The 26,408-nt window shown below is 42.9% G+C and carries 20 protein-coding genes and 1 pseudogene; 6 read left to right on the forward strand and 15 right to left on the reverse strand.

Annotated features, from left to right (window positions below; genetic code table 11):
- Positions 1-73: 73 nt before the first annotated feature.
- The 14 genes from AB6D93_RS17175 to AB6D93_RS17240 form a co-directional block, all read right to left on the reverse strand.
- Complete coding sequence (locus tag AB6D93_RS17175) at positions 74-610, reverse strand: RNA-binding S4 domain-containing protein (RefSeq protein WP_017064730.1); 537 nt, start codon at positions 608-610, stop codon at positions 74-76.
- A gap of 79 nt (positions 611-689) precedes the next feature.
- On the reverse strand, positions 690-1,979 hold the full coding sequence (locus AB6D93_RS17180) for an ATP-binding protein (RefSeq protein ID WP_017064731.1): 1,290 nt from the start codon (positions 1,977-1,979) through the stop codon (positions 690-692).
- A 19-nt stretch (positions 1,980-1,998) separates the two neighbouring features.
- On the reverse strand, positions 1,999-2,703 hold the full coding sequence (locus AB6D93_RS17185; RefSeq protein WP_017064732.1) for a response regulator: 705 nt from the start codon (positions 2,701-2,703) through the stop codon (positions 1,999-2,001).
- Positions 2,704-2,943: 240 nt separating this feature from the next.
- Positions 2,944-6,891 carry a zinc-dependent metalloprotease gene (locus AB6D93_RS17190; RefSeq protein ID WP_102332887.1) on the reverse strand — a complete coding sequence of 1,316 codons (3,948 nt, stop codon included), beginning with the start codon at positions 6,889-6,891 and terminating at the stop codon, positions 2,944-2,946.
- Between the two features lie 72 nt (positions 6,892-6,963).
- A complete protein-coding gene (locus AB6D93_RS17195) occupies positions 6,964-7,803 on the reverse strand; it encodes a hypothetical protein (RefSeq protein WP_017064734.1) in 840 nt (279 codons plus the stop codon).
- Positions 7,804-7,858: 55 nt separating this feature from the next.
- Positions 7,859-8,692, reverse strand: coding sequence for an ABC transporter ATP-binding protein (locus tag AB6D93_RS17200; protein WP_017064735.1), 834 nt, complete (start codon positions 8,690-8,692; stop codon positions 7,859-7,861).
- A 2-nt stretch (positions 8,693-8,694) separates the two neighbouring features.
- Positions 8,695-9,564 (reverse strand): ABC transporter ATP-binding protein, encoded by an 870-nt coding sequence (locus tag AB6D93_RS17205; protein WP_102332934.1) that lies wholly within the window; start codon positions 9,562-9,564, stop codon positions 8,695-8,697.
- 13 nt (positions 9,565-9,577) lie between these two features.
- Positions 9,578-11,401, reverse strand: coding sequence for an extracellular solute-binding protein (locus AB6D93_RS17210; protein ID WP_102332888.1), 1,824 nt, complete (start codon positions 11,399-11,401; stop codon positions 9,578-9,580).
- 16 nt (positions 11,402-11,417) lie between these two features.
- Positions 11,418-12,461, reverse strand: a complete 1,044-nt coding sequence (locus AB6D93_RS17215; protein ID WP_029235249.1) for an ABC transporter permease — start codon at positions 12,459-12,461, stop codon at positions 11,418-11,420.
- A gap of 2 nt (positions 12,462-12,463) precedes the next feature.
- Complete coding sequence (locus tag AB6D93_RS17220) at positions 12,464-13,486, reverse strand: ABC transporter permease subunit (protein ID WP_055319460.1); 1,023 nt, start codon at positions 13,484-13,486, stop codon at positions 12,464-12,466.
- A 368-nt stretch (positions 13,487-13,854) separates the two neighbouring features.
- Positions 13,855-15,474 (reverse strand): microcin C ABC transporter ATP-binding protein YejF, encoded by a 1,620-nt coding sequence (gene yejF / locus AB6D93_RS17225; RefSeq protein WP_102332889.1) that lies wholly within the window; start codon positions 15,472-15,474, stop codon positions 13,855-13,857.
- A 9-nt stretch (positions 15,475-15,483) separates the two neighbouring features.
- Complete coding sequence (locus AB6D93_RS17230) at positions 15,484-16,506, reverse strand: ABC transporter permease (RefSeq protein WP_017060847.1); 1,023 nt, start codon at positions 16,504-16,506, stop codon at positions 15,484-15,486.
- A gap of 31 nt (positions 16,507-16,537) precedes the next feature.
- Positions 16,538-17,626 carry a microcin C ABC transporter permease YejB gene (locus AB6D93_RS17235; protein WP_004730359.1) on the reverse strand — a complete coding sequence of 363 codons (1,089 nt, stop codon included), beginning with the start codon at positions 17,624-17,626 and terminating at the stop codon, positions 16,538-16,540.
- 12 nt (positions 17,627-17,638) lie between these two features.
- The gene (locus AB6D93_RS17240) at positions 17,639-19,534 is read right to left on the reverse strand and encodes an extracellular solute-binding protein (RefSeq protein WP_102332890.1); all 1,896 of its coding nucleotides are present in this window, start codon (positions 19,532-19,534) and stop codon (positions 17,639-17,641) included.
- A gap of 412 nt (positions 19,535-19,946) precedes the next feature.
- On the opposite strand from AB6D93_RS17240, the gene AB6D93_RS17245 reads away from it, so the two are divergent.
- On the forward strand, positions 19,947-20,990 hold the full coding sequence (locus AB6D93_RS17245; RefSeq protein WP_102332891.1) for an endonuclease/exonuclease/phosphatase family protein: 1,044 nt from the start codon (positions 19,947-19,949) through the stop codon (positions 20,988-20,990).
- Between the two features lie 115 nt (positions 20,991-21,105).
- Here AB6D93_RS17245 and AB6D93_RS17250 read toward each other — a convergent pair.
- Positions 21,106-21,610, reverse strand: a pseudogene (locus AB6D93_RS17250) (outer membrane beta-barrel protein); the annotation flags it as partial.
- A 94-nt stretch (positions 21,611-21,704) separates the two neighbouring features.
- Between AB6D93_RS17250 and AB6D93_RS17255 the strand changes: the two are divergent.
- From AB6D93_RS17255 to rbsB, 5 genes are all read left to right on the forward strand, one after another.
- Entirely contained in the window at positions 21,705-22,019 is a 315-nt protein-coding gene (locus AB6D93_RS17255) for a winged helix-turn-helix domain-containing protein (RefSeq protein WP_017060852.1), read from the forward strand.
- Between the two features lie 200 nt (positions 22,020-22,219).
- Positions 22,220-22,639 (forward strand): D-ribose pyranase, encoded by a 420-nt coding sequence (rbsD, locus tag AB6D93_RS17260; RefSeq protein ID WP_017060853.1) that lies wholly within the window; start codon positions 22,220-22,222, stop codon positions 22,637-22,639.
- 100 nt (positions 22,640-22,739) lie between these two features.
- The gene (gene rbsA / locus AB6D93_RS17265) at positions 22,740-24,245 is read left to right on the forward strand and encodes a ribose ABC transporter ATP-binding protein RbsA (protein WP_017060854.1); all 1,506 of its coding nucleotides are present in this window, start codon (positions 22,740-22,742) and stop codon (positions 24,243-24,245) included.
- Positions 24,242-25,228 (forward strand): ribose ABC transporter permease, encoded by a 987-nt coding sequence (gene rbsC / locus AB6D93_RS17270; RefSeq protein WP_017082395.1) that lies wholly within the window; start codon positions 24,242-24,244, stop codon positions 25,226-25,228. Before rbsA ends, rbsC begins: the two co-directional genes overlap by 4 nt.
- Positions 25,229-25,355: 127 nt before the next feature.
- On the forward strand, positions 25,356-26,234 hold the full coding sequence (gene rbsB / locus AB6D93_RS17275; protein WP_017060856.1) for a ribose ABC transporter substrate-binding protein RbsB: 879 nt from the start codon (positions 25,356-25,358) through the stop codon (positions 26,232-26,234).
- Positions 26,235-26,408 lie beyond the last annotated feature (174 nt).

Here is a 26,408-nt window from a genome sequence, read left to right on the forward strand (position 1 = left end):
TAACGTAAACCTAAGTCTAAGGTTGATTGCGTTTTGAAAGAATAGCTTTAGATCAGTAGGTTAGAGCTATAACTTAGAAGAACTCAATCGAATTACGGCCGCTTTTGTCATCACGTGTTGGCTTTGGCGTATCCGCTTTCTTTTTCGGTTTCTTCTCTTTTTTCTCTTTCTTTGGTTCAGCCTTTGCGCTTAGCATTTCTGCTTTGCTTTTCTTAGATTCCTTCTTCTTAGAATCCTTTTTAGACTGACCTTTCTTCGCCTTGTTCTCTTTTTTAGGCGTTTCTTTCTTTTTCGGCTTTTCTGATTCTTCTTGTACTGGCTGATCACACACCACTACATAGTATTCTTGGTTGAATTCAAAGAAGTCGCCATCGTACATTTTACGACGCTTACGGGTTTCTAGCTCACCATTTACCGCTACGTAGCCTTCAGAGATGATGTGCTTAGCTTCGCCGCCACCACTCACTAGGTTAGCAATTTTAAACACTTTGTAGAGCTCGATTGGCTGTGATGAAACATCAATACCAATTGCTTCAATTTCAATCTCTTCGCCTTCTTCGCCCAGCTCTTGGCCTTCGTAATCAGCGTCTTCGTAATGTTCTTGGTCCATGGTGACCTCTACCTAAATATGTACTTCTGAAATATTGGGCGCAGTGTAATCTTAAAACAACTAAATGACCATGTTGAATTTATAGCTCAAGCCGAGGAAACGACAAGGCAAAACACGCACCATCCAAGTAACTTTCACCAACAGTGACATGTGCTTGGTGACGGTCACACACCTGTTTAACAATAGCTAACCCTAAACCATGGCCCGTTTTCCCCTTGTTCCTCGCTGCATTAGCGCTGTAGAAAGGATCAAACAAAAAAGGCCAATGCTCCGCTTCAACGCCTTTACCGTCATCATGAACCTCAATAACAAATTCATTGTCGGTATACCACAACTCAATAACGATCTTAGTATCGGCAAACTTAAAAGCATTCCTTACTATATTATCCACCGCCCTATTGAATAACTTTAGATCGACATACAAAGAGGCTGGGACTTTTAGTGGCACCTTAATGAGATCGAGTGTTGTCTCTTTCTCCCAAATGCTAAAACGCTCGTTTAGCCATTCATTGGCATCAATAGGTTGCTTAAGCAATTCAAAGCCCCCTCTTTCCAATCGAGCGTAATACAATAGCTCATCAACCATGTCTTCCATTTCATCCGTATCAGCAAGAATACGGGCTATCGCCTTAGATTGTTGCGGAGTTGGTGCTAAGTCACTCAACAACTCAGCCTGCCACTGAATTCGGAATATAGGCGTCCTTAGCTCGTGAGCAACGGCATTAGTCAAAGACTTATTACTATTGATTAAGTCTCTTATCTTGTCCGCCATAACATTAAAGCTACGGTTTAACGTACCTAATTTTATGCTATTTTTTTCGGAAGCTCTTTCTAGTAGATCCCCATGAGAAAAAGCAACCGTCGCCATTTCAAGGTTATTTAATCGGCGCTTGATTCTCCAAACCAAAAACAAGCCGCTAAACGCGAAACCTGTTATTGCAAAAACCCAAATAAGCCGGTTTTCAAATTTGATTTGCTTCCTCAGATAAGAATTTTTGTTCTTAGATAACTCATATAAATCATCACTTCCAACTAACCTTAACCACAGGAAGTATTCGTCATGGTAGTAAACATTTCGGCCTTGCTGCTGAAACGCTTTTCTCACTAGTTCTGGAGCGTTATCAAAAGGTATGATTCGCAGGTTCTGCCGAGTCTTATCCGCATAACTTTTTAATAGATTCTGCGTTTCAAGCAAACCTTTTTCACGGAAAACCACATCAATTAATTCTTGATAAGCTTCTGCTTCATGGTCTCGTAATATGTATTCGTAGTCAGTGCTTAACTTGTAAACAATAAAAGCATAGGAATATATACTCACTAAGAAGATGACTGTCAGCCCCGCTAGGTATTCAAAATAGATACGTCGCATATTATTTATTCAGCTACCGTTACCAACGTTCTGGTACGAACAAGTAGCCTTTACCTCTTACAGTGATGATCTTTTTAGGTGGGACAGTTATGTCATTAAGCTTTTTACGTAAGATTACGATTTTATTGTCGATAAAGCGGTCAATGCCATCGTAATCAATACCTCTCAACTGTTGAGTCAAAAAATTACGTGATAACACCTGTTCTGGCGAGGAAGCCAATAGCCAAAGCAGTTCAAATTCACTCTCCGCTATGGATATATCTTTTCCAATATGCGTACAGGCTTTGGTTGTGCGGTTTAAATTTAACTTACCAAAAACTAACTCATTCTTACTCACTTCAGCACTTATTGAACTGTCAGGAGTGCGACGCAAAAGCATCCTCACTCGAGCAAGTAATACTCTTTGGCGAATTGGTTTACTAATAAAGTCATCGGCGCCAGTTTCTAACGCTGCAACATGGTCAAAATCATCATCACTAGCTGTAAGAATGAGTATCTTTCCCTTAAACTGACTCCGGACTTGCCTACAGATAGTTAGCCCATCAACTTCTGGCAACATAAGATCAAGTAGAACAATGTCGGGCTGAATATTTAAGATTTGCTCACTCGCTGATGCGCCATCAGAAATAGTGATTACATCAAAAGATTGGCTTTCAAAATATTCCTGTAACATCTCTCTTAAGATGGGATCGTCTTCTACGATCACTAGTTTCGGGTTGGTCATAAATCCTTCTCACCATTCCTATTGCTACCTTGCGAACCCGCGCCTCTCTATTGCGAAATTCAGCATATTCTTTTTACATAGCTTGTATTTATAAAATTAACAAAAACATCTATATAACATATAAATATAAGGTAATGCAGCTAAAAATAGACCAAAAGCTCTTAATTTTAGACTCAAAAAAACCGGTCACCTTAGTAAGGTAACCGGTTCAATTTATGGGTTTAATTAAACATTTGTTGTCTAGTCATCATAAACAGGGAACTGTTCAAATGCGCGACGATAATTCACGTACTCATTAGAGCTCCATAACCTCAATTCTTCTGGGTCATAGTTGTACACTTCTTTATGAGCCGCATTTGTGGAACTGGTGTTGTTATCCGCAATCTGATTACCAAAGATTTGTGCTAAATCGAATATACGTTCGTGCTCTTCATCTTCGAATTTACCAATCGAGCTATTTTGTACCGTCTGCAAACTGGATTGAGAGTTACACTTACGTTTCATGTGATCTTCGGTCGACTCGCCATCGACTTTAAATCGTAAACACTTCTGACCATCTTCATCATATTCTTCGAACTGATTATCAAACATAAAAAAGCGTGCGAAACCAGTGGTGTCACGAAGAGCAACGAGCGCCTCTTTATCACCGACAGCGATAATACGAGCTTCGTTGCGATCTCGCGTATTCTTAAACACAGACAGCGCGTTACGGACTCGGTAAGGCAAACCGTTTAATTTTTCTACGCGAGCTTGCTGCTCTTCTGTGTATAAGGCGCGTGAAGCTAAAGCATTTGCAAGTGTGTTACGTGAACTCAACGAGTAATTTGTCCCTTTCCAAGTAAAGTTAATCCCATCTTCGTCGGCATAACTACTATTTGCATAGTTGACATGGATAGAGTCGCTAAAACCAGATACTGAGTCACTCAAACCATATTCATTTGCACGATTATACTTGTTTAGGTTAGCCAATAAGGTTCCAAAGTACGGCACCTTCGTATCTTGGCTAGCTCCCTCAGTCCAATACACAAATGCTTCATTACCGCCCATTGAGAAATAGCGCTTCATTGGCCACAGGTATGAAGGTGTAGCCTCAATTGTTTCGGTAATGTCTTGTTTGTATTTCAGAACCGTTTCTACGTAATCCCCTTTCCCATCAACAAAGATAGCTTGGCGAGCTTCAGCTCTACCCGTTAAATCGGATAGATACGTATACAAGTGTGAAATTTTGTCTGACATATCAACCAACGCTAAGCTCGAATTCTCAGTTGATTTGAATGGTGTATCACGCCTAACTAACATCTGTGCTGCTAGTAGTTTGTCTGGCCATACGCCTAACAAATCGACAGAAGAAGACGATGTTTGATAAGGGTTGTTCGCTTTTAAGCTCGCCCATACTTTTCCATCTCGAGTTTCAGAGCGAATGACGATCTCGTTAGCTTGACTTGCTAACATCTGAACTAATTCCTCATCGAAACAACTGGTTGGAACATCGCGATTTTGCGACATGCCGCCTTGGTAGGTTAACCAAAGGTCAGATAACTTAGCGAAACGATAGCGGTTAGGAACTCCAACAACACCACTCAATTCTTCTAATTCACAAACTTTATCTGGTGCTGTTAGCACTTCTAAAAAGAAGTCTGCTGCCAAATTTGCTGCATTATAAGTATCACAAATTGGACGAACACCCGCAGACAAGTTCTCTAATGGAATAGCGTTACCGCGAAAATCCACACAGTTGTTTCCGGCTATTTCTTCAAAAACCTGCCCTTTGTTATTCGTCGTATTTGCACCTAAGTAACGAGCAAACATAAAGTCAATTTCACCAACGTTTTCAACGATATCGCGAATTTTTTGGAACTCCCCCATTCGATATAAGAAGTAGCTATATTGATGAAATTGTTCAAATCTCTCACGTCCATTTCTTTGGTTAACCGTGTCGTAGCTATCTTTGTATCGCTGAATTCTAAACTCTGTGGCTTCTTGAAGGCTTGTACCTTCATCAAAACGATCACATAACAAGTTAGTGGTCGTGTGTTCATCCGTACAATAGCGATAGCTCACTAACGAATCTGGAATACCATTTTGACCAGCGTTAGCTCTCAAGTGTGCAATAACACCCGTCGGATAAACCTTATAGTCATTAGATAACTGACGGTCATACTCAGCCAAAGAATAGACTTTGCGCTTTTGTGCTCCTGTGGCGTCTACTACAGCGACATCGTCTCCCTCGCTATTGGTGTTAACGATAAGTTCATTTGTTTCAACCTGACGAGCATAAGCGAAACGTAAAGCGGCCTTGTCATACTTACCGAACGTCAACAGTTCATCAAATATTGATGCACCGTAATCCATGATCGAACTGTACGCAGCTGGCTTATCAAGGTGCCCAATTTTGCTTTGTGCAAGCTCAGCCTCTGTATAAAAATGGCTTTCGTCCGTTGAACCCATAAAGTTATGACGTAAACCAAGGTTATGCCCGAGCTCATGAATCAATGTTGATTTAAACATATGCTTTGAAATCGCTTGGCTTGCTAGCTTCTGCTGATCAATCGTTAGCGCTTCCCACGTTTTCATTTTGCTCTGATCAGCATCGGCGAAGAAGCCACCTTGGATATAGTCTAAACCCTTCACTAAGCCCTTTGACTGGGTACTTAACCACATCGCATCAACGCTATATACATTCTGCTCAGAGAATCGCTTCAACATATCTTGGCGTTTATAGAATGATTGCAAAGCGAGGTCTTGGTTGCTGGTATCGTATTTGAAATCCAAATCGGCTTCAGGCAGTGAATCGACTAAATTATCTTTGCCCACCAAATTAATTTCGCGTTCACTCAACGCTGGAACATTGATCGAAGGTCCTCGATCTTCCTCGAGCATTTTATTGAACAAATCGATTTCGGTTGGCTCAGAGCTTGATTTCGAAGCGTTGCTTTTTTCCGCCACAACCACAGGTTGTACTTTTTCAATTTCTTGGCGGTTGTAACGCTTAGCGAGATCATTCCACGTATGGCGACTTGCGGAACGAATCACACCTAAATATTGGTTAACATGCGCATGAATAATTTCACCCGTTAATGGGTTAGTGGCAGATGGGCCATAGCCAAGAAGGCCGTTGTCAACCGGATCCTCGATCAGGTTGAATACGTTGTAACGTAAGTCACCCGTTTTTACACCCGCTTTCTTGTCACTATTAACAATGTTAATGCGAGGAACACCTGTGCCTTCTAATGACTGATTTACCTCTTTCATGGTATCGAGCGTAAGTTGCAGGTACGCTTCATTGCCATCATCGAAGTAGCTGTCGCTTAAGTAGTAATCGATCGACTCTAACTTGGGATTGAATCGGTTAATATAAGAAAAACGAGAACCCTGTACGTTACTCTCACCAGTGTGAGTTTTTACTTCTTTGCTATCGTTGAAGAACCCAAAGTATGCGCTGTCTTGGCCTTGGTAATAGATAGGTTCGTAATTTTCACTTGCTAACTTATCAAGCTTAACAAGAGAATAGAAAAAACGTGTTTTGAATGATAAGTCTTTAAGCTCGCCACCAAACTGGTATTGATCTTCCGCTTCTGCAGTAAAGGTTCGTTCTACTTCAACGTTAATTACCCCACCTTCAGGATCGTATTCGTATGAAATCAAACGAGGCTCTGCAGACTCCGTAACATTACTGGAGGTATACCAAGCTCTAATTGTGTCTTGAGATAGTGATTTAATCTCTTCATATTTAGGTACAAAGTGTGTGGCTTGATCCCAAGAAACGTCTTCATCTGCGTTAATTTCTTCTTTATTTGTACATTCGCCATAACCGTTCTCAGCACAGCGATACTGACGGAATTCTCCAGGAATTTTAAGCACAGGAGCACGGTTAATTTCCGTATCCCAACGACTTTCATCTGTCGAATTCACTTTGTCGCGATCAACTTCTTCGACATAAATACCATTTGTTTCATCAAAACGAAGCGTCACCAACTTTGGATCGCCTTGGAAAAAGCCGCGCTGAGTCATTGCATAACGAGGAGCATCGCCGGTTGACGGCATGTACATCCAAAGTGATTCCGTATCTAAAGATTGAACAGAAATCTCTTCGGTTGGTTTTTCATAGGTGTCATAGGCACGATCTTCGGCCCCACACCCGCTGAGGATTGTGGCAATACTTGCTGCGATAATTGCTTGTTTAAACATAATTTACCTATATTTATAATTATATTACATTTTTACTTCTAACTATTTAAATTCAATGCGAACGGAGCAATATTAGAATTGATAGTTAATCACTGCGTAATAAGTTGTTTTCTTTAAATCGACTAAATCATTAAGAGGGTTTGAGCCTCTTTCTGGATTGTAATAACTAATGCCATTAGTCAAACCAGCAGAAATAGAAATACTCTTAGTTATTTGGTAACCCACCTCTTCCCCATGTAATAAAGTTGGGTCAAACGTGCTCCCGTTATAATCCCATGACTGTCTAGGCATTACGAAAATGTTAAAATAGAAGTCTTCTGCAAAAACATAATCAAGAGAAAATTGGCTGCTCAATTGGTATTCAATAAGCTGATTACCACCAGCTGTTTTATATTCGTGAAAGTTTTTTCTAAGTAATAACGTATTACTTAATGAAAGCCCTTCAATCCAATTATCGAATGGAGCACTCCACCTGACTTTCAACCTAGTTCCTAACGTTAGATCGTTCCTCCTTGACCATTTGGACGTTGGCAATATTACTCTCACCTCACCACTCAGTGATGAACCATCAGTTGGTTTGAATAATCCATTGCGCCCCCATGAGATGGACGTATCATTCCAGAACTGTCCCCTAGTCCCATATTCATCACCGTCGGACAAGTGGTAACCTGACGCCACAACTTGGAGTCGAGATTTGTCTGAAAACGAATATCGGACAACGCCAGTTGCAGAAGCCGAACGGTTTGCTAAAGACGCACTGTCTTCATATCCGTTTCGAGAATAGTCAGCACTAATGTATCCAGACCAAGGGTTTTCATTGTTTTTGGACTCCCACTCATCTTGCAAATTATTTGCTAGGGCGAGCGAAGGCGCCACCAGCATGAACGCTGGCAACATAAGTAGTTTATTCATATTTTCCTTCTTGTATTACACTTCCGTATTATATCTACATTTTCTTTTTCCAGTTTTAAGCCTGTTTAGCTAACCTCGTTGTTTTTATTTTATTCCTTTGAGATGGATGCGTTATTGGAATCGACGCCAATAGAGTTTTTGTATATTCTTCTTTTGGGTTTTTATAAACGTCTTCCACACTTCCAAACTCAATTATTTTACCTTTTTTCATTACGACCACATTATCTGAAATGTGCTTAACGACAGAGAGATCATGTGAAATAAAAATAATGGAAAGGTTCATCTCTTTTTGTATTTTTAGTAATAAGTTCAATATCTGTGCTTGCACAGAAACATCTAATGCCGATACTGACTCATCGCAAATCAATAACTTTGGCTTTAATGCTATTGCTCTTGCTATGCCTATACGCTGCCTTTGCCCTCCAGAAAACTCGTGCGGATAACGGGTTACGGCGGAGTGAGGTAATCCGATCTTATCGAGTAGATCTAAAACCCATTGCTTTCGGTCTTTCTTTGAACCAATCCCATGAATAATAAAAGGTTCTTCAAGTATGCCGCCTACTGTATGCCTCTGATTCAATGATTCTAGAGGATCCTGAAATACAATCTGCATATCTCGACGAAGTGGACGCATTCTTTTTGTACTGTAATGGGTGATGTCTTCGCCTTCGAAAAAGATCTTCCCAGCGGATGGCTCATACAGTTTAAGTAATGTTCTACCAAGCGTACTTTTTCCACAGCCAGACTCTCCAACCAAACCTAACGTCTCACCTTGCTTCACTGAGAATGAAACGCCGTCAACAGCCTTGATTACATAACCTTTCTTAAATAGGTTCTTACCTGATAGAAAATGCTGCTTTAGCCCTTCAATTCTAATGACTTCTGACATAATCAACTCCCCTTGTATTCTGGGAATTCATTCAAATCAATTGGGTTGATTTGAATGGTTTGTTTCGGCTCGACATTGAGATCTGGAATTAAGCTCAAGAGTCTTTTTGTATACGGATGTTGTGGGTGATCGAAAAGTTCGAAAATTTCTGCATGCTCAACAATACGTCCGTCATACATCACAGCGACTTCATCGCAAATTTCCGCAACAACACCTAGATCATGAGTGATAAAGATCACTGCCATCCCGGTCTCTTCTTGAAGCTCTCTTATCAGTTCCAAAATTGATGCTTGAACCGTTACATCTAATGCAGTCGTCGGCTCATCACATATCAAGATGTCAGGCTTACATGCAAGCGCTATCGCTATCATTACCCTTTGTCGCATCCCACCAGACAGGCTATGAGGGTACTCTTTAAAACGTAGTTTCGGCATTGGAATTTCAACTTTCTCAAGCAAACCAATTGCGTACTCTATCTTTTCAGACTTAGACATCTGGCTATGGTGCAAATCCAGAACCTCGACAATCTGCTTGCCAATTGTCTGAACAGGGTTCAAGGCAGTCATAGGGTCTTGGAAAATGATTGAGATACGGTTCCCACGCATCTTATGCATCTCATGTTCAGGTACCTCAGTAAGGTCTGTATCACGATAAATTATTTTTCCAGCCGTGACCTTTCCATAAGGCTTAGGAAGTAGTCCCATAATAGACATGGAAGTTACGCTCTTCCCACTGCCCGACTCTCCAACCAAACCGAGTGTTTTGCCTGATTTCACGTCAAAGGACACACCTTTCAGTATCTTGACAATGCCCTCATCAGTATTGAACTCTGCTTCTAAGTCACGAACTTTTAATATAATATTTTGGTTCATTCCACGGTCATCCTTAGAGCTTATATCTGTCATCAATGATGGTGATGGGTGGATATGCCTTACCTTCTTTAGAAGCCAACTGAGTTTCTTCTTTTAGGTCTGTATCAATCCAGAAATTACTGGTATCTAAAATATTAAACATGGCGCCAGTCTTCTTCGTCATTGGGTTCTTTGGGAACTTAATCCAACGCCAGTAGGCATCTCGCGTATAAGGCACCATATAGCCAGGCACAATCACATACGCATCCTTTATTTTTCTTTGGATGTTCTGAGATAGCTGCTGTTTTCTTTCCATATCAAACTCAGAAATAAACGCCTCAATTTTTTGATCTAGCTCTGGTGAACTGAAATTTGTATGGTTATTAGTTTGAGGACGGTTGGCATTTGTCGAGTGAAAATACTCTTTGTAAGCTGGTATCTCCCCTCCGCCCATATTAAGAAAAGCAAGCTGGTGCTTTTTCTCGAGAATAAATTTGAATGCAGCAGAACCATCGACAAGGTTTAAGTCGAGCTCTAAACCAGCTAACTTCGCTTGCTCTTTTAGATAGGCAATTCTTGGTGTCCAAATGTTGTAGCCATACGTAATCTTGAAACTCAAACGAAGCCCATTAGCATTCATTCGGATACCATCAGAACCGATATTATCGAAGCCTGCAGATTCAAAATAACCAATCGCAAGTTCAGGCCTAAACGGTGGCGGCTCTACGCCTTCTAAATCGTATTTTCCATGCCCAAACCCCATAGCATGAGGTTTTCTAGAGTAATCGCCTCGTAACACGTTTTTGATCATGCCGTCGAAATCAGTCGCGTACGTGATGCCTTTCCGAACATTAATGTCGTTCAGCAGTGGCATGGATGTATTGATCCATAAACCGCCTGCGCCTTGTGGCCTTTGATTAAAGCCCCAGAATTTCTGTATAAAGCCATGACTAAAAGGTTCTGAGTTAGTTTTCTCATGCCACAGTTGAGGCTGTACCATTGCAAACGTGTCTAACTTTCCTTTTTCAAAATGCTTGCGTGCAATATCACTATCACGAATTACCTTGATGCGAAGTTTTTCCACGTTAAATCGGTTTTTATAATATTTATTTCCGTAACCCCACCAGCTATCACCAACATGTGAAAACGTAATGCTGCGGCCTTTATTTACTTTTGATATAAAATAAGGCGATGTTGTTGGCTCTGCCTTGAAGTTGTATTTGCGAACAAAATTATCATCCATGCCATCCTTATTCCCATCGTTAATATCAACAAAATGATGCTTTGGACGAGGCTGGACTCCGTGACTCGGCATATTGATAAGAGCCATAAGTTCATCATTACTTTTAGGCTCGGCCATCGTAATACTTATCGTATAGTCATCGAATTTTTCAACGGTCGTGATGCTATTGCGGAAAAAGTCGCTATACCAAGGATCAATAATGTCTTTGGAACGGTAATACGTAAGCATAAATAGATAGTCGTCAGCCGTTACAGCTTCCCCGTCAGACCATTTCGCGTCAGGATTCAGTTTGAAATAAACCGTCTGGTGATCGTTCCCAAATGCCCATTCATTCGCCAGTTGTGGAATCCAATTGTCGGTATTTGGATGTCGTTGTGCCAATTTAGGCGTGCCATCCATTAAATAGAAACGAATACCTGAATTCGCGTCGGGGCCCACTGAACGTAATGTTTGTGGGAAACTAGGCATAAAGCTACGTAAAGTACCGCCACGCTTAGCCTCTTCAGAAGCAAAAACGGGATCATCCCAATTACTTTGCCATTCCAAGTTATTTGGTGTTTGTTGTGCTTGAGCTAAGAAACTCAACAACAAAGCGAATAGTCCGTATCTGTACATCATCACTTCCTAGTGCCTATCTATAAACTGTGTATTTTTTGGGATCAAAAGCCGTTCTTATCGCTTCACCGATGAATGTAACCATGACCAACACACCGACTATTGCCGTCACAACAGAGCCAACAATCCATGGCGAATCGAGATTCGACTTGCCTTGTTGAAGAAGCTCTCCCCAGCTTGGGGTCGGTGGAATAAGACCTAAACCTAAGTAGTCCAGTGCAGTTAATGCAGTGATATTGGCTGCAATAGTGAAAGGCGCCAGAGTGACGATCATCACCATCGTGTTGGGTAAAATATGATTGAAGAGGATTCTTGCTGTTGATGCTCCTAGCGCCTTTGCAGCTAACACATACTCTCGAGCAGATTCTCTGTAGGTCATCGTTCGCATGTACCAAGTAATACCCATCCATCCAAAAGTCACATTGATCAATACAAACAGCATGAATGTGGGTTGTGCTATCGAGACCAAAATCATGATCACGTAGAGGAACGGCACCATTGACCAAGTCTCAATGGCTCTTTGAACAATCAGATCAAATTTGCCACCAAAGAAACCCATCGCACACCCCACCGTTACACCAATGCTGTATGCGATGACCATAGTTATCAGAGCAAACCCCATTGCTGTTCTAAACCCGTAAACCAATCGTGCTAAAATATCCCTCCCGATTACGTCAGTGCCCAAATAGTGCTTTGAGTAAGCACTTGGAGCATGTGGCGGATATTCACCAGAGAAGTCTTGTTCATACGGATTCCAAGGCACCAAAGGTAAAATCGCAAAGTCACCATTGTTTTTATCTTTAAGCGCTAATTGAAGTAGTCGATAGTTTGCCTCTCCCGAAGACTCCAAACCAAATGTCTTGCCGGAGTAAACATCAGATACAATTGGAAAGTAATATTCCCCCTGATAACGCACCACTAAAGCCTTACTGTTGATCAACGCTTCAGCAAAAAGAGACAGTAATAACATTACAGATAGAATGATCAGCGACCAGTATCCACGCTTTATTTGTTTGAATCGCTTGATCTGCTTTAGCGTCAACGGATTTAATTTAATCATCATCAAGCTCCAAACTTCACTCTAGGATCGACCAATGCAACGCAGACATCAGACAAGATATTGCCAAGTAGCAATATGCAGGCGTTGATTGCGACAATACCCATAACCACTGGGTAATCTCTTTCTACAATTGATTCATAACCAAGCAGGCCTATGCCATTAATATCGAAAATGACTTCAATTAAGAAAGAGCCCGTCATGAAGAAAAGAAGAGAGTTGCCAAAGTGGCTAGCGATTGGGATTAAACTATTGCGTAGTGCGTGTTTACGAATCGCCTCTCTAAAAGGCAAACCTTTAGCGATAGCAGTGCGAATGTAATCTGACGATAAGTTTTCCATCAAATTATTCTTCATGGTCATGGTTAACGTCGCAAAGTCACCTATCAGATAACAAAGCAAAGGTAAGACCGCATGCCACAAAATATCAGTAATTTGCTCTGAGAAAGTATTGAAGTCGTCGAAGTCATCATCCACAAAGCCCCCCATTGGGAACCACTCTAGGTGATAACTGAAAAACGTAATAAGAAGCACGCCGACCACATATCCTGGTAAGGCATAGCCGACAAAAATCATGATTGATGAAACAGAATCAAAGACGCTGCCGTGCTTCATCGCCTTAAAATAACCAAGAGGAATAGAGACAAAATAACTAATGAAAAAGGTCACACCACCATACATAGCAGAGACGGGCAGGCGCTCAAAAATCATGTCACTGACCGGTTCGTAGTAGCGTGTCGACTCGCCTAGGTCAAAATGAACAAGTCGAACTAGCCATTCGAGATACGCTTCCGTTACCGGCTTATCCAATCCATAAAATTTATTAAGATCGGCGAGTTGGTCTTCAGACAAAGCTGAGTTTTGGCCAACGAGACTAGACGCACCACCATCCCCTTGAGGCTGCATGTTAGCGAGCATCCTCTCGACAGGGCCACCTGGAACAAAACGCGTAATCGCGAATATCAAAATCGTAATACCAAGAAACGTAGGTACAACTAAAGCAAAACGTTTCAGTAAATATGCAATCATCCTAACTAGCCAAATTCCATTTAAAGCAATATTTCATCAATTTAATCAATAAAACAAAGTAGTCAAATGGTTACATTTACCTACATTAACTTACAATTTCATTTAGTTTGGATTAATTTACTTAATAAATTTTAATCTTAATAATCAAAAACTTAAATTGGACACCAGAAAGGAATTTTGAATTAGAAGGTGTGGGTAATCTTTGTTTGTAACTTAGAAAGTGAACTGCTTAGACAATTCAAACATGTTTGTAAGCTGCATTGATATGGTGACAAATCGAAATCAAATACAAAAAAATCGCCACTGTTAAACAGAAGCGATTTATTGGTCTAATGAATGAGGAGTTAATCTATGAATAATGTATTTGGCTACACACCACCAACGTTCGAGAGATTCACCAACTGCTTGGTATATTCATGCTGCGGATTACCAAACAAAGTCTCAGTGTCGCCCTTCTCTATTACCTCGCCAGCTTTCATGACGATGGTGTAATGACACAAGGATTTCACGACATTCAGATCATGACTGATAAACAAATAGGTCAGGCCATACTTTTCTTGAAGTGACTTCAGCAAATCCAATACTTGAGCTTGAACGGTTCTGTCCAATGACGATGTTGGTTCATCGAGCAGGATAAACTCTGGCTTTAAAATCAAAGCACGAGCAATCGCAATACGCTGCCTTTGACCGCCAGAAAACTCATTTGGGTAACGGTGACGCGTTTCAGGATCGAGGTCAACCTCTTTCATTACGTCACAGATGCGTTGGTCGAGTTCGTGCTCATCCAATTGTTGATGCACTAACAAACCTTCGCCAATCACCTGAGCGACCGACATTCTCGGGTTTAGCGCAGAAAACGGGTCTTGAAAGACTACTTGCATACGGCTTCTAAACGGAAGCATCTGTTTTCGATCTAAACCTTGAAGCTGTTCACTCGAGTAAGTGATTGACCCTTCACTATCTACCAGCTTAAGTATCGCCATACCGGTCGTCGATTTACCAGAACCACTTTCGCCAACCAAACCGATTGAGTGCCCTTTCTTCAAAGTGAACTCCATGTCGGTCACAGCTTTAACATGAGAAATGGTGCGCTTGAATAAACCGCCCGTGATCGGGAACCAAACACGAAGTTGATTTACATCGAGTAGCGGTTTGCTTTCGGGTGACACAGGAACGGGCAAACCTTTCGGATCAGAGTTAATAAGTTTTTGAGTGTAAGGGTGAGCAGGCGCGTTAAACAGGGTATGACAGTCGTTACTTTCGACCAAGCGACCATCTTTCATTACTGCTACTCTGTCGGCAATCTTACGAACGATACTCAAGTCATGAGTAATGAAAAGCATTGCCATACCCAGCTCTTGCTGCAGGTCTTTTAGAAGGTCGAGGATCTGCGCTTGCACCGATACATCCAAAGCCGTTGTCGGCTCATCAGCAATAAGCAGCTCTGGTTCATTGATCAGTGCCATCGCGATCATCACGCGCTGGCGTTCTCCACCAGATAGCTCGTGCGGATAGGCTGAAATCTTTTGCTCAGGATAGCGAATGCCAACCTTTGAAAGCCACTCTATCGCCAAGGCTTGTGCTTTGTTGGTTCGCATACCACGATGAATTGCTAAGGTTTCAACAAGCTGTTTTCCAATTCGATGAAGCGGATTTAGGGAAACCATAGGCTCTTGGAAGATCATTCCAATACGACCACCACGAATCCCACGTAGCTGTCTTTCAGAACAACTCAGAATATCGGTGCCAGAGAAATTGATCTTACCGTTTAAGTAATGAGACGAGCCTTTTGGTAACAGCTTTAAAATCGAGTTAGCCGTGACCGATTTTCCGGAACCACTCTCACCCACCAGCGCTAATGTCTCACCTTTGTATATTTCTAAAGAGACATCTTGTGTCACTTGCTCTATCGAGTTTTTTCGCCCGAAACCGACAGACAGTTTATCTATGGTCAAAACCGGAGAAGCAGGCGTTGTATTTGAATTCATAACCTATCCTTACTTCTGTTGATGCGGGTCGAAAGCATCACGCACCGCTTCACCAACGAAGACCAGTAACGTAAGCATCAGTGAAAGCACGACGAAGGCAGAAATGCCAAGCCAAGGCGCTTGTAAGTTAGCTTTACCTTGCGCCAACAACTCGCCTAACGAAGGCGAACCCGCAGGAAGACCAAAGCCCAAGAAGTCTAACGAAGTCAGTGTGGTCACCGAGCCTGAAAGAATAAACGGCATCATGGTTAACGATGCAACCATCGCGTTAGGTAACATGTGACGAAGCATAATACGTTTGTCATCAACACCCATGGCTTGCGCGGCTCGCACATAATCGAAGTTTCGGCAGCGTAAAAATTCCGCTCGCACGATGCCGACTAAACTCATCCAACTAAACAGCACCATAATCCCGAGCAACCACCAGAAATTCGGCTCAATAAAACTCGACAAAATAATCAGCAAGAACAGGGTCGGCATACCAGACCAGACTTCAATGAAGCGTTGTCCGAATAGATCAACCCAGCCACCGTAGTAGCCTTGTGTTGCGCCAACCACGACACCAATCACGCTCGATACAATGGTCAGAATAAAACCAAATAGAACGGAAATACGGAAGCCATAAATGATACGAGCTAATACATCTCGCCCCTTATCATCAGTCCCTAACCAGTTCACCGAATCGGGCTCCGATGGCACCGCACCTGAAATATCGAAGTTTATTGTGTCGTAGCTAAACGGAATGATTGGCCACACGATGTAACCGTTGTCTTCAATGAGCTCGATAACATACGGGTCTTTGTAGTCGGCCTCGGTTTCAAACTCACCACCAAACTCCGTCTCGGCATATTCATTGATAACAGGCACAAACCACTGATTATCATAAGAAACCAAGAGTGGTTTATCATTGGCAATGATCTCAGCGAACAGGCTCAAGCCAAACAAGATGGTAAATATCCAAAGGGAGATAAAACCACGCTTGTTTGCTTTAAAACGTAACCAACGAGCTTCAGCTAAAGGGTTGTTAAACATTTATTATCAATACCTTGTTATTCGTTCGCCATTAACGCGCTTCAAAATCAATTCGAGGATCAACCCAGGTATAAGTCAGGTCGGAGATAATGCTCAGCACCAAGCCAAGCAAGGTCATGATATAGAGAGAGCTGAACACCACGGGATAGTCACGTTGAATGGTTGATTCAAAGCCAAGCAAGCCAATGCCTTCGAGTGAAAACATCACTTCAATCAACATAGAACCCGTGAAGAAAATACTAATAAATGCGCTTGGGAAACCCGCAATAATGATCAGCATGGCGTTACGGAAAACGTGCTTATAAAGAATACTGCTCTCGTCCAAGCCTTTCGCTCTCGCAGTCACTACATATTGCTTATTGATTTCATCAAGGAAGGAGTTTTTGGTCAGCATGCTGAGCGTGGCGAATCCACCGATAACCATGGCGAAAATGGGCAACGCCAAGTGCCAGAAGTAGTCGCCAATTTGCTGATACCAGTTGAGCTGGTCGAAGTTACTCGACACAAGCCCTCGCAATGGGAACCAACTGAAGTAGTTACCGCTTGCAAACAAGATAATCAGAATAATCGCAAACAAGAAGCCCGGCACCGCGTAGCCGACAATCACCACCGCGCTCGACCAAATATCAAAGCGAGAGCCGTGATGTATCGCCTTCATGATGCCTAAAGGTATCGAGATCACGTAGATGATTAAGGTACTCCACAATCCCAAGGAGATGGAGACGGGCAGTCGCTCGATGATCAAATCAATAACGTTGCCGCCCTTAAACAGGCTTTCACCGAAATTAAAGGTCGCGTAGTTTTTCAACATGTCGAAGTAGCGAACGTGAATCGGCTTATCAAAACCAAACTGCTTTTTGATCTCTTCAACCACTTCAGGATCAAGCCCGCGTGAGCCTTTATAGCCACTGGCAGATGCTTGATCACTTTCACTTAAATCAACTTCTTGTCCACCACCAGAAAAACGCTCCATAATGCCAGAGTTATGCCCTTCTAATTGAGCAACAGCTTGCTCTACCGGGCCTCCAGGCGCTATCTGGATGATGAAAAAGTTGATGGTGATGATCGCCCACAGCGTGGGGATCACCAACAATAAACGTCGAAATATATACGCGGCCATGCTAACTAACTCCTAGCGACGTTTTTCAGGAAGCAAAGCCGCCTTCTCTTCTGAAATCCACCATGTATCGATACCTAAATCGTATTTAGGCAATACATCTGGACGCTCAAACTTGTCCCACATTGCTACGCGATACTCGCCAACGTGCCATTGCGGGATGTTGTAGAAATTCCACTGCAATACTCGGTCTAGTGAACGACCTAGTGTAAGAAGCTTTTCAGGGTGCTGTTGGTTACGCGCAATTTCTTCTGTTAACGCGTCAACCACTGGATCGATAACACCTGCAGTATTGTAAGTAGAATCAATGTAGTTAGAGTTCCAAACGATCATTAAGTTCGGGCTAGGATAAGGGTTTGCGGAAAATGACGACGAAACCATGTCGAAATCACGATCACGCAAGCGCTTGATGTATTGAGTGGTATCGATGGTACGGATCTTCATCTCAATACCCATGCGCTTAAGGTTCTTTTGAACCGGCGTTGCGATACGTTCCGTGGTTGGGCTGTAAATCAACAACTCAAATGACATCGGCTTGCCAGTCTTTTCGTTGGTCATGACTTTGTCTTTCAGCACCCAACCCGCTTCTTTCAACAATTTGAAAGCGGTACGCATTTGGCTACGAATACGACCGCTACCATCGGTGACGGGTGGTTGGAATTCTTCGGTGAAAACTCGCGGTGGAATCTGATCTTTGTATTGAGACAACAACTCGACTTCAGCTTCGCTTGGTAAGCCTTTCGCTTCGTAGTCGGTATTTTGGAAGTAGCTACGAGTACGCTTGTACTGACCATAGAACATGTTCTTGTTCATCCACTCAAAGTCCATCGCATAGGTTAACGCTTCACGCACTTTAGGATCCGAGAACACAGGTGATTGAATGTTGAAGACGAAACCTTGAGTCGTTTCAGGCTTCTCGTGGTTGATCTCTTCTTTAATGATGTAGCCTTTATCGAAGTTCGCGCCCGTATAAGAGTTAGCCCAGAACTTAGCCGAATTCTCGGTTCGAAGATCGAACTCCCCTGCTTTAAAGGCTTCCAGCATTACGGTGTCGTCACGGTAGTAATCGTATTGCACTTGCTTAAAGTTATTACGGCCAACGTTAACAGGCAGATCCGCAGCCCAGTAATTTTCATCTAAACCGTAGGTCACACTTTGACCCGATTTATAACTGATGATCTTATAAGGGCCACTGCCCACAGGCGGTTCACTTAGCGGCTCAGACAGCTTTCTGTCTTTCCAGAAATGTTTCGGTAATACACGAGTGCTTTGCGCAAAGCTGAACAGTTTTTCGCGGTTTGGAATGTTCATTTCAATACGAACAACCAAATCAGAGACCGCTTTTACTGACTTAATATCTTTGTAATACACACGATACTGAGGCACGCCCTCGGTTGAGAACTTGTCAAAAGTAAAGGCAACATCATGCGCAGTGATAGGCTCGCCATCTTGGAATTTAGCATTTGGGTTGATGTCGATTTCCATCCAAGTGAAATCACTGGAGTAGCGAACCTTTGAAGCGATCAATGGATAGTACGCATCAATCTCGTCACTCGGAGAAAACATCAAGGTATCGTAAATCTCTCCGGTATAACTTGCAGCAACGCCGCGGGAACCGAATCGATTAAAGCTATCGTACGTACCTATGCTGCCATAGGTCACTTTGCCCTGCTTTGGCGCATCAGGATTAACGTAATCGAAGTGAGTGAAATCGGCTGGATATTTTGCTTCACCAAAACCAACCAGTTGTGTGGTTTCAATAACGGTGACAGCAGGAGTTGATTGGGTTTCAGAAGCGTAAGTAACGGAGGGTTGTAAAGCAATAAGCGGCAACATGATTGCACATGACTTCAAATTAAACCTGAAAAACTGAGTGCGTTGCGAGGCTTTGCGTCGAAAAACTGTTCCCATTTGACTCTCCCTTCAAATGTCATGAATTCTATATTCAAGTTGATTTATCGGCTTTGAATGCATGCCGTTAAATCAAGTATAGGTTCAAAACTAACATCATGTAATAACTAATAAAACCATCAGCACTCTATCTCTGACGGTTTATTTACAAATTACTCGTCACCACTCGAAGTTATTGGATGCAGTGAGCTTTGATTGCTTTGGTTCCTTTGATTGAGTTGATTAGCTTGGTGGCGTTGGAAAGCACGGGGGAAGGCAGAAGCACTAAGATTGCTCTAGCCTGAATGACACAAGCCTCAACGGCTAAGATTCCTTTGGTTGGCTTCTAAAGTGAAATTTAGGCTCTAAATAATCAACAAACTATACTTTTACTGGAGTATCCTTGCAGCCTAGGTCTAAATGGAATGACACTTTGAACAAACCAAACCAAATAACATTCGCAACGTTCAACCTTCTGAACTATCTCGAGCCACCGAATGCTTATTATGATTTTGAGAACATCTACAGCTTCGAAGAATGGCAGAAGAAGCAACATTGGATGGCTGAAGCGATTCGTTCATTAGATTGCGATGTGATTGGCTTCCAAGAGATATTTAGCCCGCAGTCTTTAGAGCAATTGATGAACGACCTAGGTTATCCATACTTTGCAGTGGTCGATAGCGCACACGTTGAAGATGATTACCTATACACCTCACCTGTCGTTGGGATCGCTTCCCGTTACCCGATTGAAAACGTGCAGCCTGTTACGCCAGATTCGAAGTTACTGAAAGCATTCAACCTTGACGACAAATTCTCATTCAACAGAACGCCTGTTCACGCGACGATTACGTTACCCCATTTAGGTTCAACCGACTGTTATGTGGTGCACTTCAAATCACAACGTCCGACAGAGCCAAAAGCAGAATCTGTCGATGCGGACAACACTCAGCAAGGTGCAAAACCACAAAGTGACACGCTCACTCGTTTTCACCAAGAACAGCTTGGCTCTTGGCTATCAAGTGTCCAACGCGGTCTAGAAGCTCAGATGCTGCATCAATACATCACCAACCAACGCTACCAAACCGAGCAACCTGTTGTGTTGATGGGTGACTTTAATAAGCCACTGTTTAATGATGAGTTTAAAGGGCTGTTGAATTACTCAATCAACCGAGACGAAAACAGCAAGCATTGGCTATCCCACTTTCGCTTGAAAGACAGCTGGGATCTTTACCATCAACTGCATGAAGAAGACTTGCTTGAACAGCGAAAGCCAACCCATTACTACGGCGCTTCTGGATCTGTACTGGACTACATTTTGATGTCGAACGAGTTTGATTGTCAGAACTCTTCAAGCTTAATGGAGATCTCTAGCTACACAGTGTTAGACCATCACCTGATTAATCCTAGTTTTGAACACGACCAATTCAGTACCGACCATGCCATCGTGTCTGTCACCGCTCATATTCGTGAAGCCTAGAGTTAAACATAAAAAAGCCGCAGTCAAAAACTGCGGCCTTCCACTTTAGTTAAACGGGTTGAGCCAACCGACGCCCCATTTAGAAACCGATTTACCGTTTAGCAAAGTGTGAAACTTAGAATGTGTACATTGCGCCTAAGTAGAAAGAGTCCAGAACAACAGTATCTTCTGTCTTGTGTCCGTTTTCGTAATCTTCGATATCAAAAGCATCGGCTTCGTATGCTAAGCGAAAGCTCAACGAAAGACATTGTAGGTGGCGTGTATTCAACACCAACACCCATACGGATGCCATCTCCCGAATCATCAAAACCATCTCCTGACGGGCGAGAGCCATCAGCAAGCTTCATGTCTAGATCAATAGTCGACAGACCGATAGTGCCAAATGGACGAATGCCATTATCAAACGTGTAACCGAGGTTCGCCGTTACCGAAAAGATTTGAGGTGTCCAAGTGAAAACCTTATTACCAGATTTCGTTTTCAGGGCGATATCACCAAAATCTGTGTATTGAGCTTCAACCGAAACAATGCGGTTAAATTTGTAACCAGCAATTAATCGGTAAGTATTGTCTTCGGCTTTAAAAGTAATAGGCTCACTGATCGTGTCAGTTAACCCGCCCACTTCGACCATTAGCACACTTAAATAATTACCCGCTCCAACAGCAGGCCAATTTGCTCAATCTCCACAATTTAGAATAAGACGAACAGAAAACACGATGAACCACACAATAGACTTCAACGGCTTAATCATTGATATCGACGCTCGAACGATTACCAACCAGCAAGGAAACAAAATCACTTTGCGCCCTCGCCTATTAGCAGTGCTCTGCTTGTTATTGGAAAATGTGGGAAGACCGATTTCAAGAGAGCATATTGTTGATGTGTGTTGGGACGGACAACTCTCGTCACCACATGTTCTTGCAAACGTAGTCTATAACCTACGCAATGTGTTCGCGCGATTAAGAGCATCCAACGTCCAGATCATTACCATTAGTAAGTTCGGATATGCGCTATCGATTGAACCCACGTAAAAGGATTTATGCAATCAATGGCGGTGACTAAGATCACCAAAAAACGCCCCATCGAAACGTTTCGATGATCATTATCACACTCTAAAACAATCAAACGTGCAAATGATAAATCAGACACTATTATCACTATCGAAACGTTTCGATGGCTTTTCTTGAGTTGTTCTCAACCCATCAAGCGTTATTTTTCGATAGGTCGTGATATGAAAAAAAGTACTTTAATAAACTCTGAACTCTCTTACCTAGTGGCGACTCTTGGCCACACAGATGAAATCACGATTTGTGACGCGGGCCTGCCGATTCCAGACCACGTAACTCGTATTGATCTTGCTTTGACTCACGGTGTCCCAAGCTTTCAGCAAACGGTAAAAACCATGCTGGATGAATCTCAAATCGAAGGCGTTGTGATTGCAGAAGAGTTTGCGAAAGTAAGCCCAGAGCACCACGCAGCGCTGATTGATTTAATCAAGACAGAAGAAGCACGTTGTGGCAAATCGCTTTCTATTACTTACATCACTCATGAAGAATTCAAACAGCGAACGCATGAAAGCCGCGCGGTAATTCGCACCGGTGAATGCACACCATACGCAAATGTTATTTTCCAAGCTGGCGTAACCTTTTAGCTCAAGCAAAACGCAACGACAGCTCAGTGTCATCACTGAACCAAAAACAATACATAGACAGAATAATCAAATACAACTGGCCCCGAGTAAAGGAACCGACATGACTCAAGCCATTTTAGAACTTAACTCAATTGAGAAAGCCTTCCCTGGTGTTAAAGCACTGGATAAGGCAAGCCTCAACGTTTATCCAGGACGCGTAATGGCGTTAATGGGTGAAAACGGTGCAGGTAAATCAACGCTCATGAAAGTGCTGACAGGTATTTATCACTTGGACGGCGGCACTATCGCCTACCAAGGAAAACCTGCTGCATTTAAAGGGCCACGTGATTCTCAACAAGCAGGCATTAGCATAATTCACCAAGAACTGAATCTAATTCCTGAGTTGACCATCGCCGAGAACATCTTCTTAGGTCGTGAAATCACTGGCACCATGGGTCGTATCTTGTGGAACGAGATGTACCAAGAAGCAGACAAGCTACTTAAACGCCTTAACGTGAAACACAGCTCGAAAACGCCTCTAGGTCAGTTGAGCCTTGGTGAGCAGCAAATGGTAGAGATTGCGAAAGCCCTATCGTTTGAATCTAAAGTCATCATCATGGATGAACCAACCGATGCGCTAACCGATACCGAAACTGAATCTCTGTTTAAGGTGATTAACGAATTGCGCGATGAAGGCTGTGGCATTGTTTACATCTCTCACCGTTTGAAAGAGATCTTCGAGATTTGTGATGACATCACCGTGCTGCGTGACGGTAAGTTCATTGGTCAGTGTGAAGTAAAAGACACCGACGAAGATGGCCTAATCGAAATGATGGTTGGTCGTAAGTTAGACGAACAATATCCACGTATCGGCCAGAGCCATGGTGAAACTTGTCTTGAAGTGATTGGCCTGACGGGTTCTGGTGTTCACGATGTTAGCTTTACGCTAAAACGCGGTGAAATCCTGGGTGTATCTGGCCTAATGGGCGCAGGTCGTACCGAACTTATGAAAGTGATTTACGGTGCCCTTCCAAGTGAACGCGGCGTCATCAACCTAGAAAATAAAACCATCAACCCTGTAAGCCCGAAAGACGGCTTGGCCAATGGCATTGCTTACATCTCTGAAGACCGTAAAGGCGATGGCTTAGTTCTAGGGCTTTCTGTTAAAGAAAACATGTCGTTATGTTCACTTGACCTACTAACAAAGAGCGGTCAAATCCAACATAAAGACGAAGTGATTGCAGTAGATGACTTCATCAAGCTATTCAACATCAAAACCCCGACGCGCGAACAGATTATTGGCAACCTTTCTGGTGGTAACCAACAGAAAGTGGCTATCGCTAAGGGCTTGATGACCAAACCAAAAGTACTGATTCTCGACGAGCCAACGCGCGGTGTCGATGTCGGTGCTAAGAAAGAGATTTACCAACTCATTAATAAATTTAAAGCCGACGGCATGAGCATCATTTTAGTCTCATCTGAAATGCCAGAAGTGTTAGGAATGAGTGACCGCATCATGGTGATGCATGAAGGCCGTGTAAGCGGTGAATTTGATGCTAAAGAAGCAAACCAAGAATTATTACTGGCGTGTGCGGTCGGTAAAAAGATCAACGAGGACGCAGCATGAGTACTAAAACCATGAGCAAAACAACTGAAGCTCCAAAGAAAAAACCGTTAATCAGCAAAGAGTGGCTGATTGATCAAAAGTCATTGATTGCTTTGATCTTCCTGATTGTTGTCGTTTCTTTCTTAAACCCGAACTTCTTTACTGTCGACAACATCCTAAACATTCTGCGCCAAACCTCGGTTAACGCAATTATCGCTGTAGGTATGACGCTGGTTATCTTAACCGCGGGTATCGACTTGAGTGTTGGCTCTGTACTGGCACTTTGTGGTGCATTCGCAGCCAGCATGATTGGTATGGAAATCCCTGTGATGATCGCAGTGCCAACCGCTCTTGTAGCAGGTGCAGCATTAGGTGCTATCAGTGGTGTGATTATCGCCAAGGGTAAAGTTCAAGCCTTCATCGCAACGCTTGTAACTATGACACTACTTCGCGGCGTAACCATGGTTTACACCGATGGTCGTCCTATCTCGACTGGCTTTACAGACACAGCAGACGCATTCGCTTGGTTCGGTACAGGTTACGCAATGGGCATCCCAGTTCCAGTATGGATCATGGTCGTGGTATTCGCAGCGGTATGGTACCTACTGAACCACACACGCTTTGGTCGCTACGTTTACGCACTGGGTGGCAATGAATCAGCAACTCGCTTATCAGGCATCGACGTAGACAAAGTAAAAATCGGCGTTTACGCAATCTGTGGTCTGTTAGCAGCGGTTGCAGGCATCATCGTGGCATCTCGTTTGTCCTCAGCTCAACCAACCGCAGGTATGGGTTATGAGCTAGACGCTATCGCAGCCGTAGTTCTTGGCGGGACAAGCTTAGCTGGCGGTCGTGGCCGTATCATGGGCACATTGATTGGTGCTCTGATTATCGGCTTCCTAAACAACGCCCTAAACCTACTAGACGTATCTTCTTACTACCAGATGATTGCAAAAGCAGTGGTTATTCTTCTGGCAGTATTGGTCGACAACAAAAACAAATAAAACCTATTCACACTCTAGGTTAATACAAGTAACACCCTGTTTTACCTTAAAATATTAGAATCTATAAATAATGTAACAACGAGCTAGGACTCACCTCTTAGCTCCCCCTACACAAAGGACTTACACCATGAAAAAATTAGCGACTCTTATTTCTGCTGCTCTTCTTTCTACAACAGTATCTGTGTCTGCACAGGCGCAAGATACAATGGCAATCGTTCTGTCTACATTGAACAACCCATTCTTTGTAACCATGAAAGATGGCGCAGAAGCGAAAGCTGAAGAGCTAGGCTACAAGCTTATCGTTCTGGATTCTCAAAACGACCCAAGCAAAGAGCTGTCGAACATTGAAGATCTAACCATTCGTGGTGTTAAGGCAATCCTGATCAACCCAACAGATTCAGACGCCGTGTCTAACGCAATTCGCATGGCTAACCGTTCAAACATCCCAGTACTAACACTAGACCGTGGTGCAAGCCGTGGTGACGTAGTAAGCCACATCGCTTCTGATAACGTAATCGGTGGTGAAATGGCAGGTCACTTCATCATGGAAAAAGTGGGCGAAAAAGCGAAAGTAATCCAACTTGAAGGTATTGCTGGTACTTCTGCAGCTCGTGAACGTGGTGAAGGCTTCATGAATGCAGTAAACGGCAGCGACCTTGAGCTTCTTGCAAGCCAACCTGCTGATTTCGACCGTACTAAAGGTCTGAACGTAATGGAAAACTTGCTTGCTGCTAACCCAGATGTACAAGCAGTATTTGCTCAAAACGATGAAATGGCACTAGGTGCACTTCGCGCAGTTCAAGCGTCAGGTAAAGAAGTGATGATCGTTGGCTTTGATGGCACAGACGACGGCATCGCTGCTGTTAACCGCGGCCTACTAGGCGCTACAGTTGCACAACAACCTGACCTAATCGGTTCTCTAGGTATCGAAATGGCAGACAAAGTACTGAAAGGCGAAACAGTAGACGAGTACGTACCAGTACCTCTAAAAATCATCGCTAAGTAATCGTTACTAGGTAACGCGATATAAAGCAGGGAGTTCCCTATCTCCCTGCTTTGATTGGCTCGCTGACTCAAACAAAAGCAAACCCCGACAGTGCATCGCTGTTTCTCATTCCGCTCACAAAAGAGAGCGCACTTAACACCATGAGAAAGACCCATGCATTTTCAAATACGATAT

Source organism: Vibrio sp. 10N.247.310.23 (assembly GCF_041467155.1).
GTDB classification, from domain to species: Bacteria; Pseudomonadota; Gammaproteobacteria; order Enterobacterales; family Vibrionaceae; genus Vibrio; species Vibrio crassostreae_C.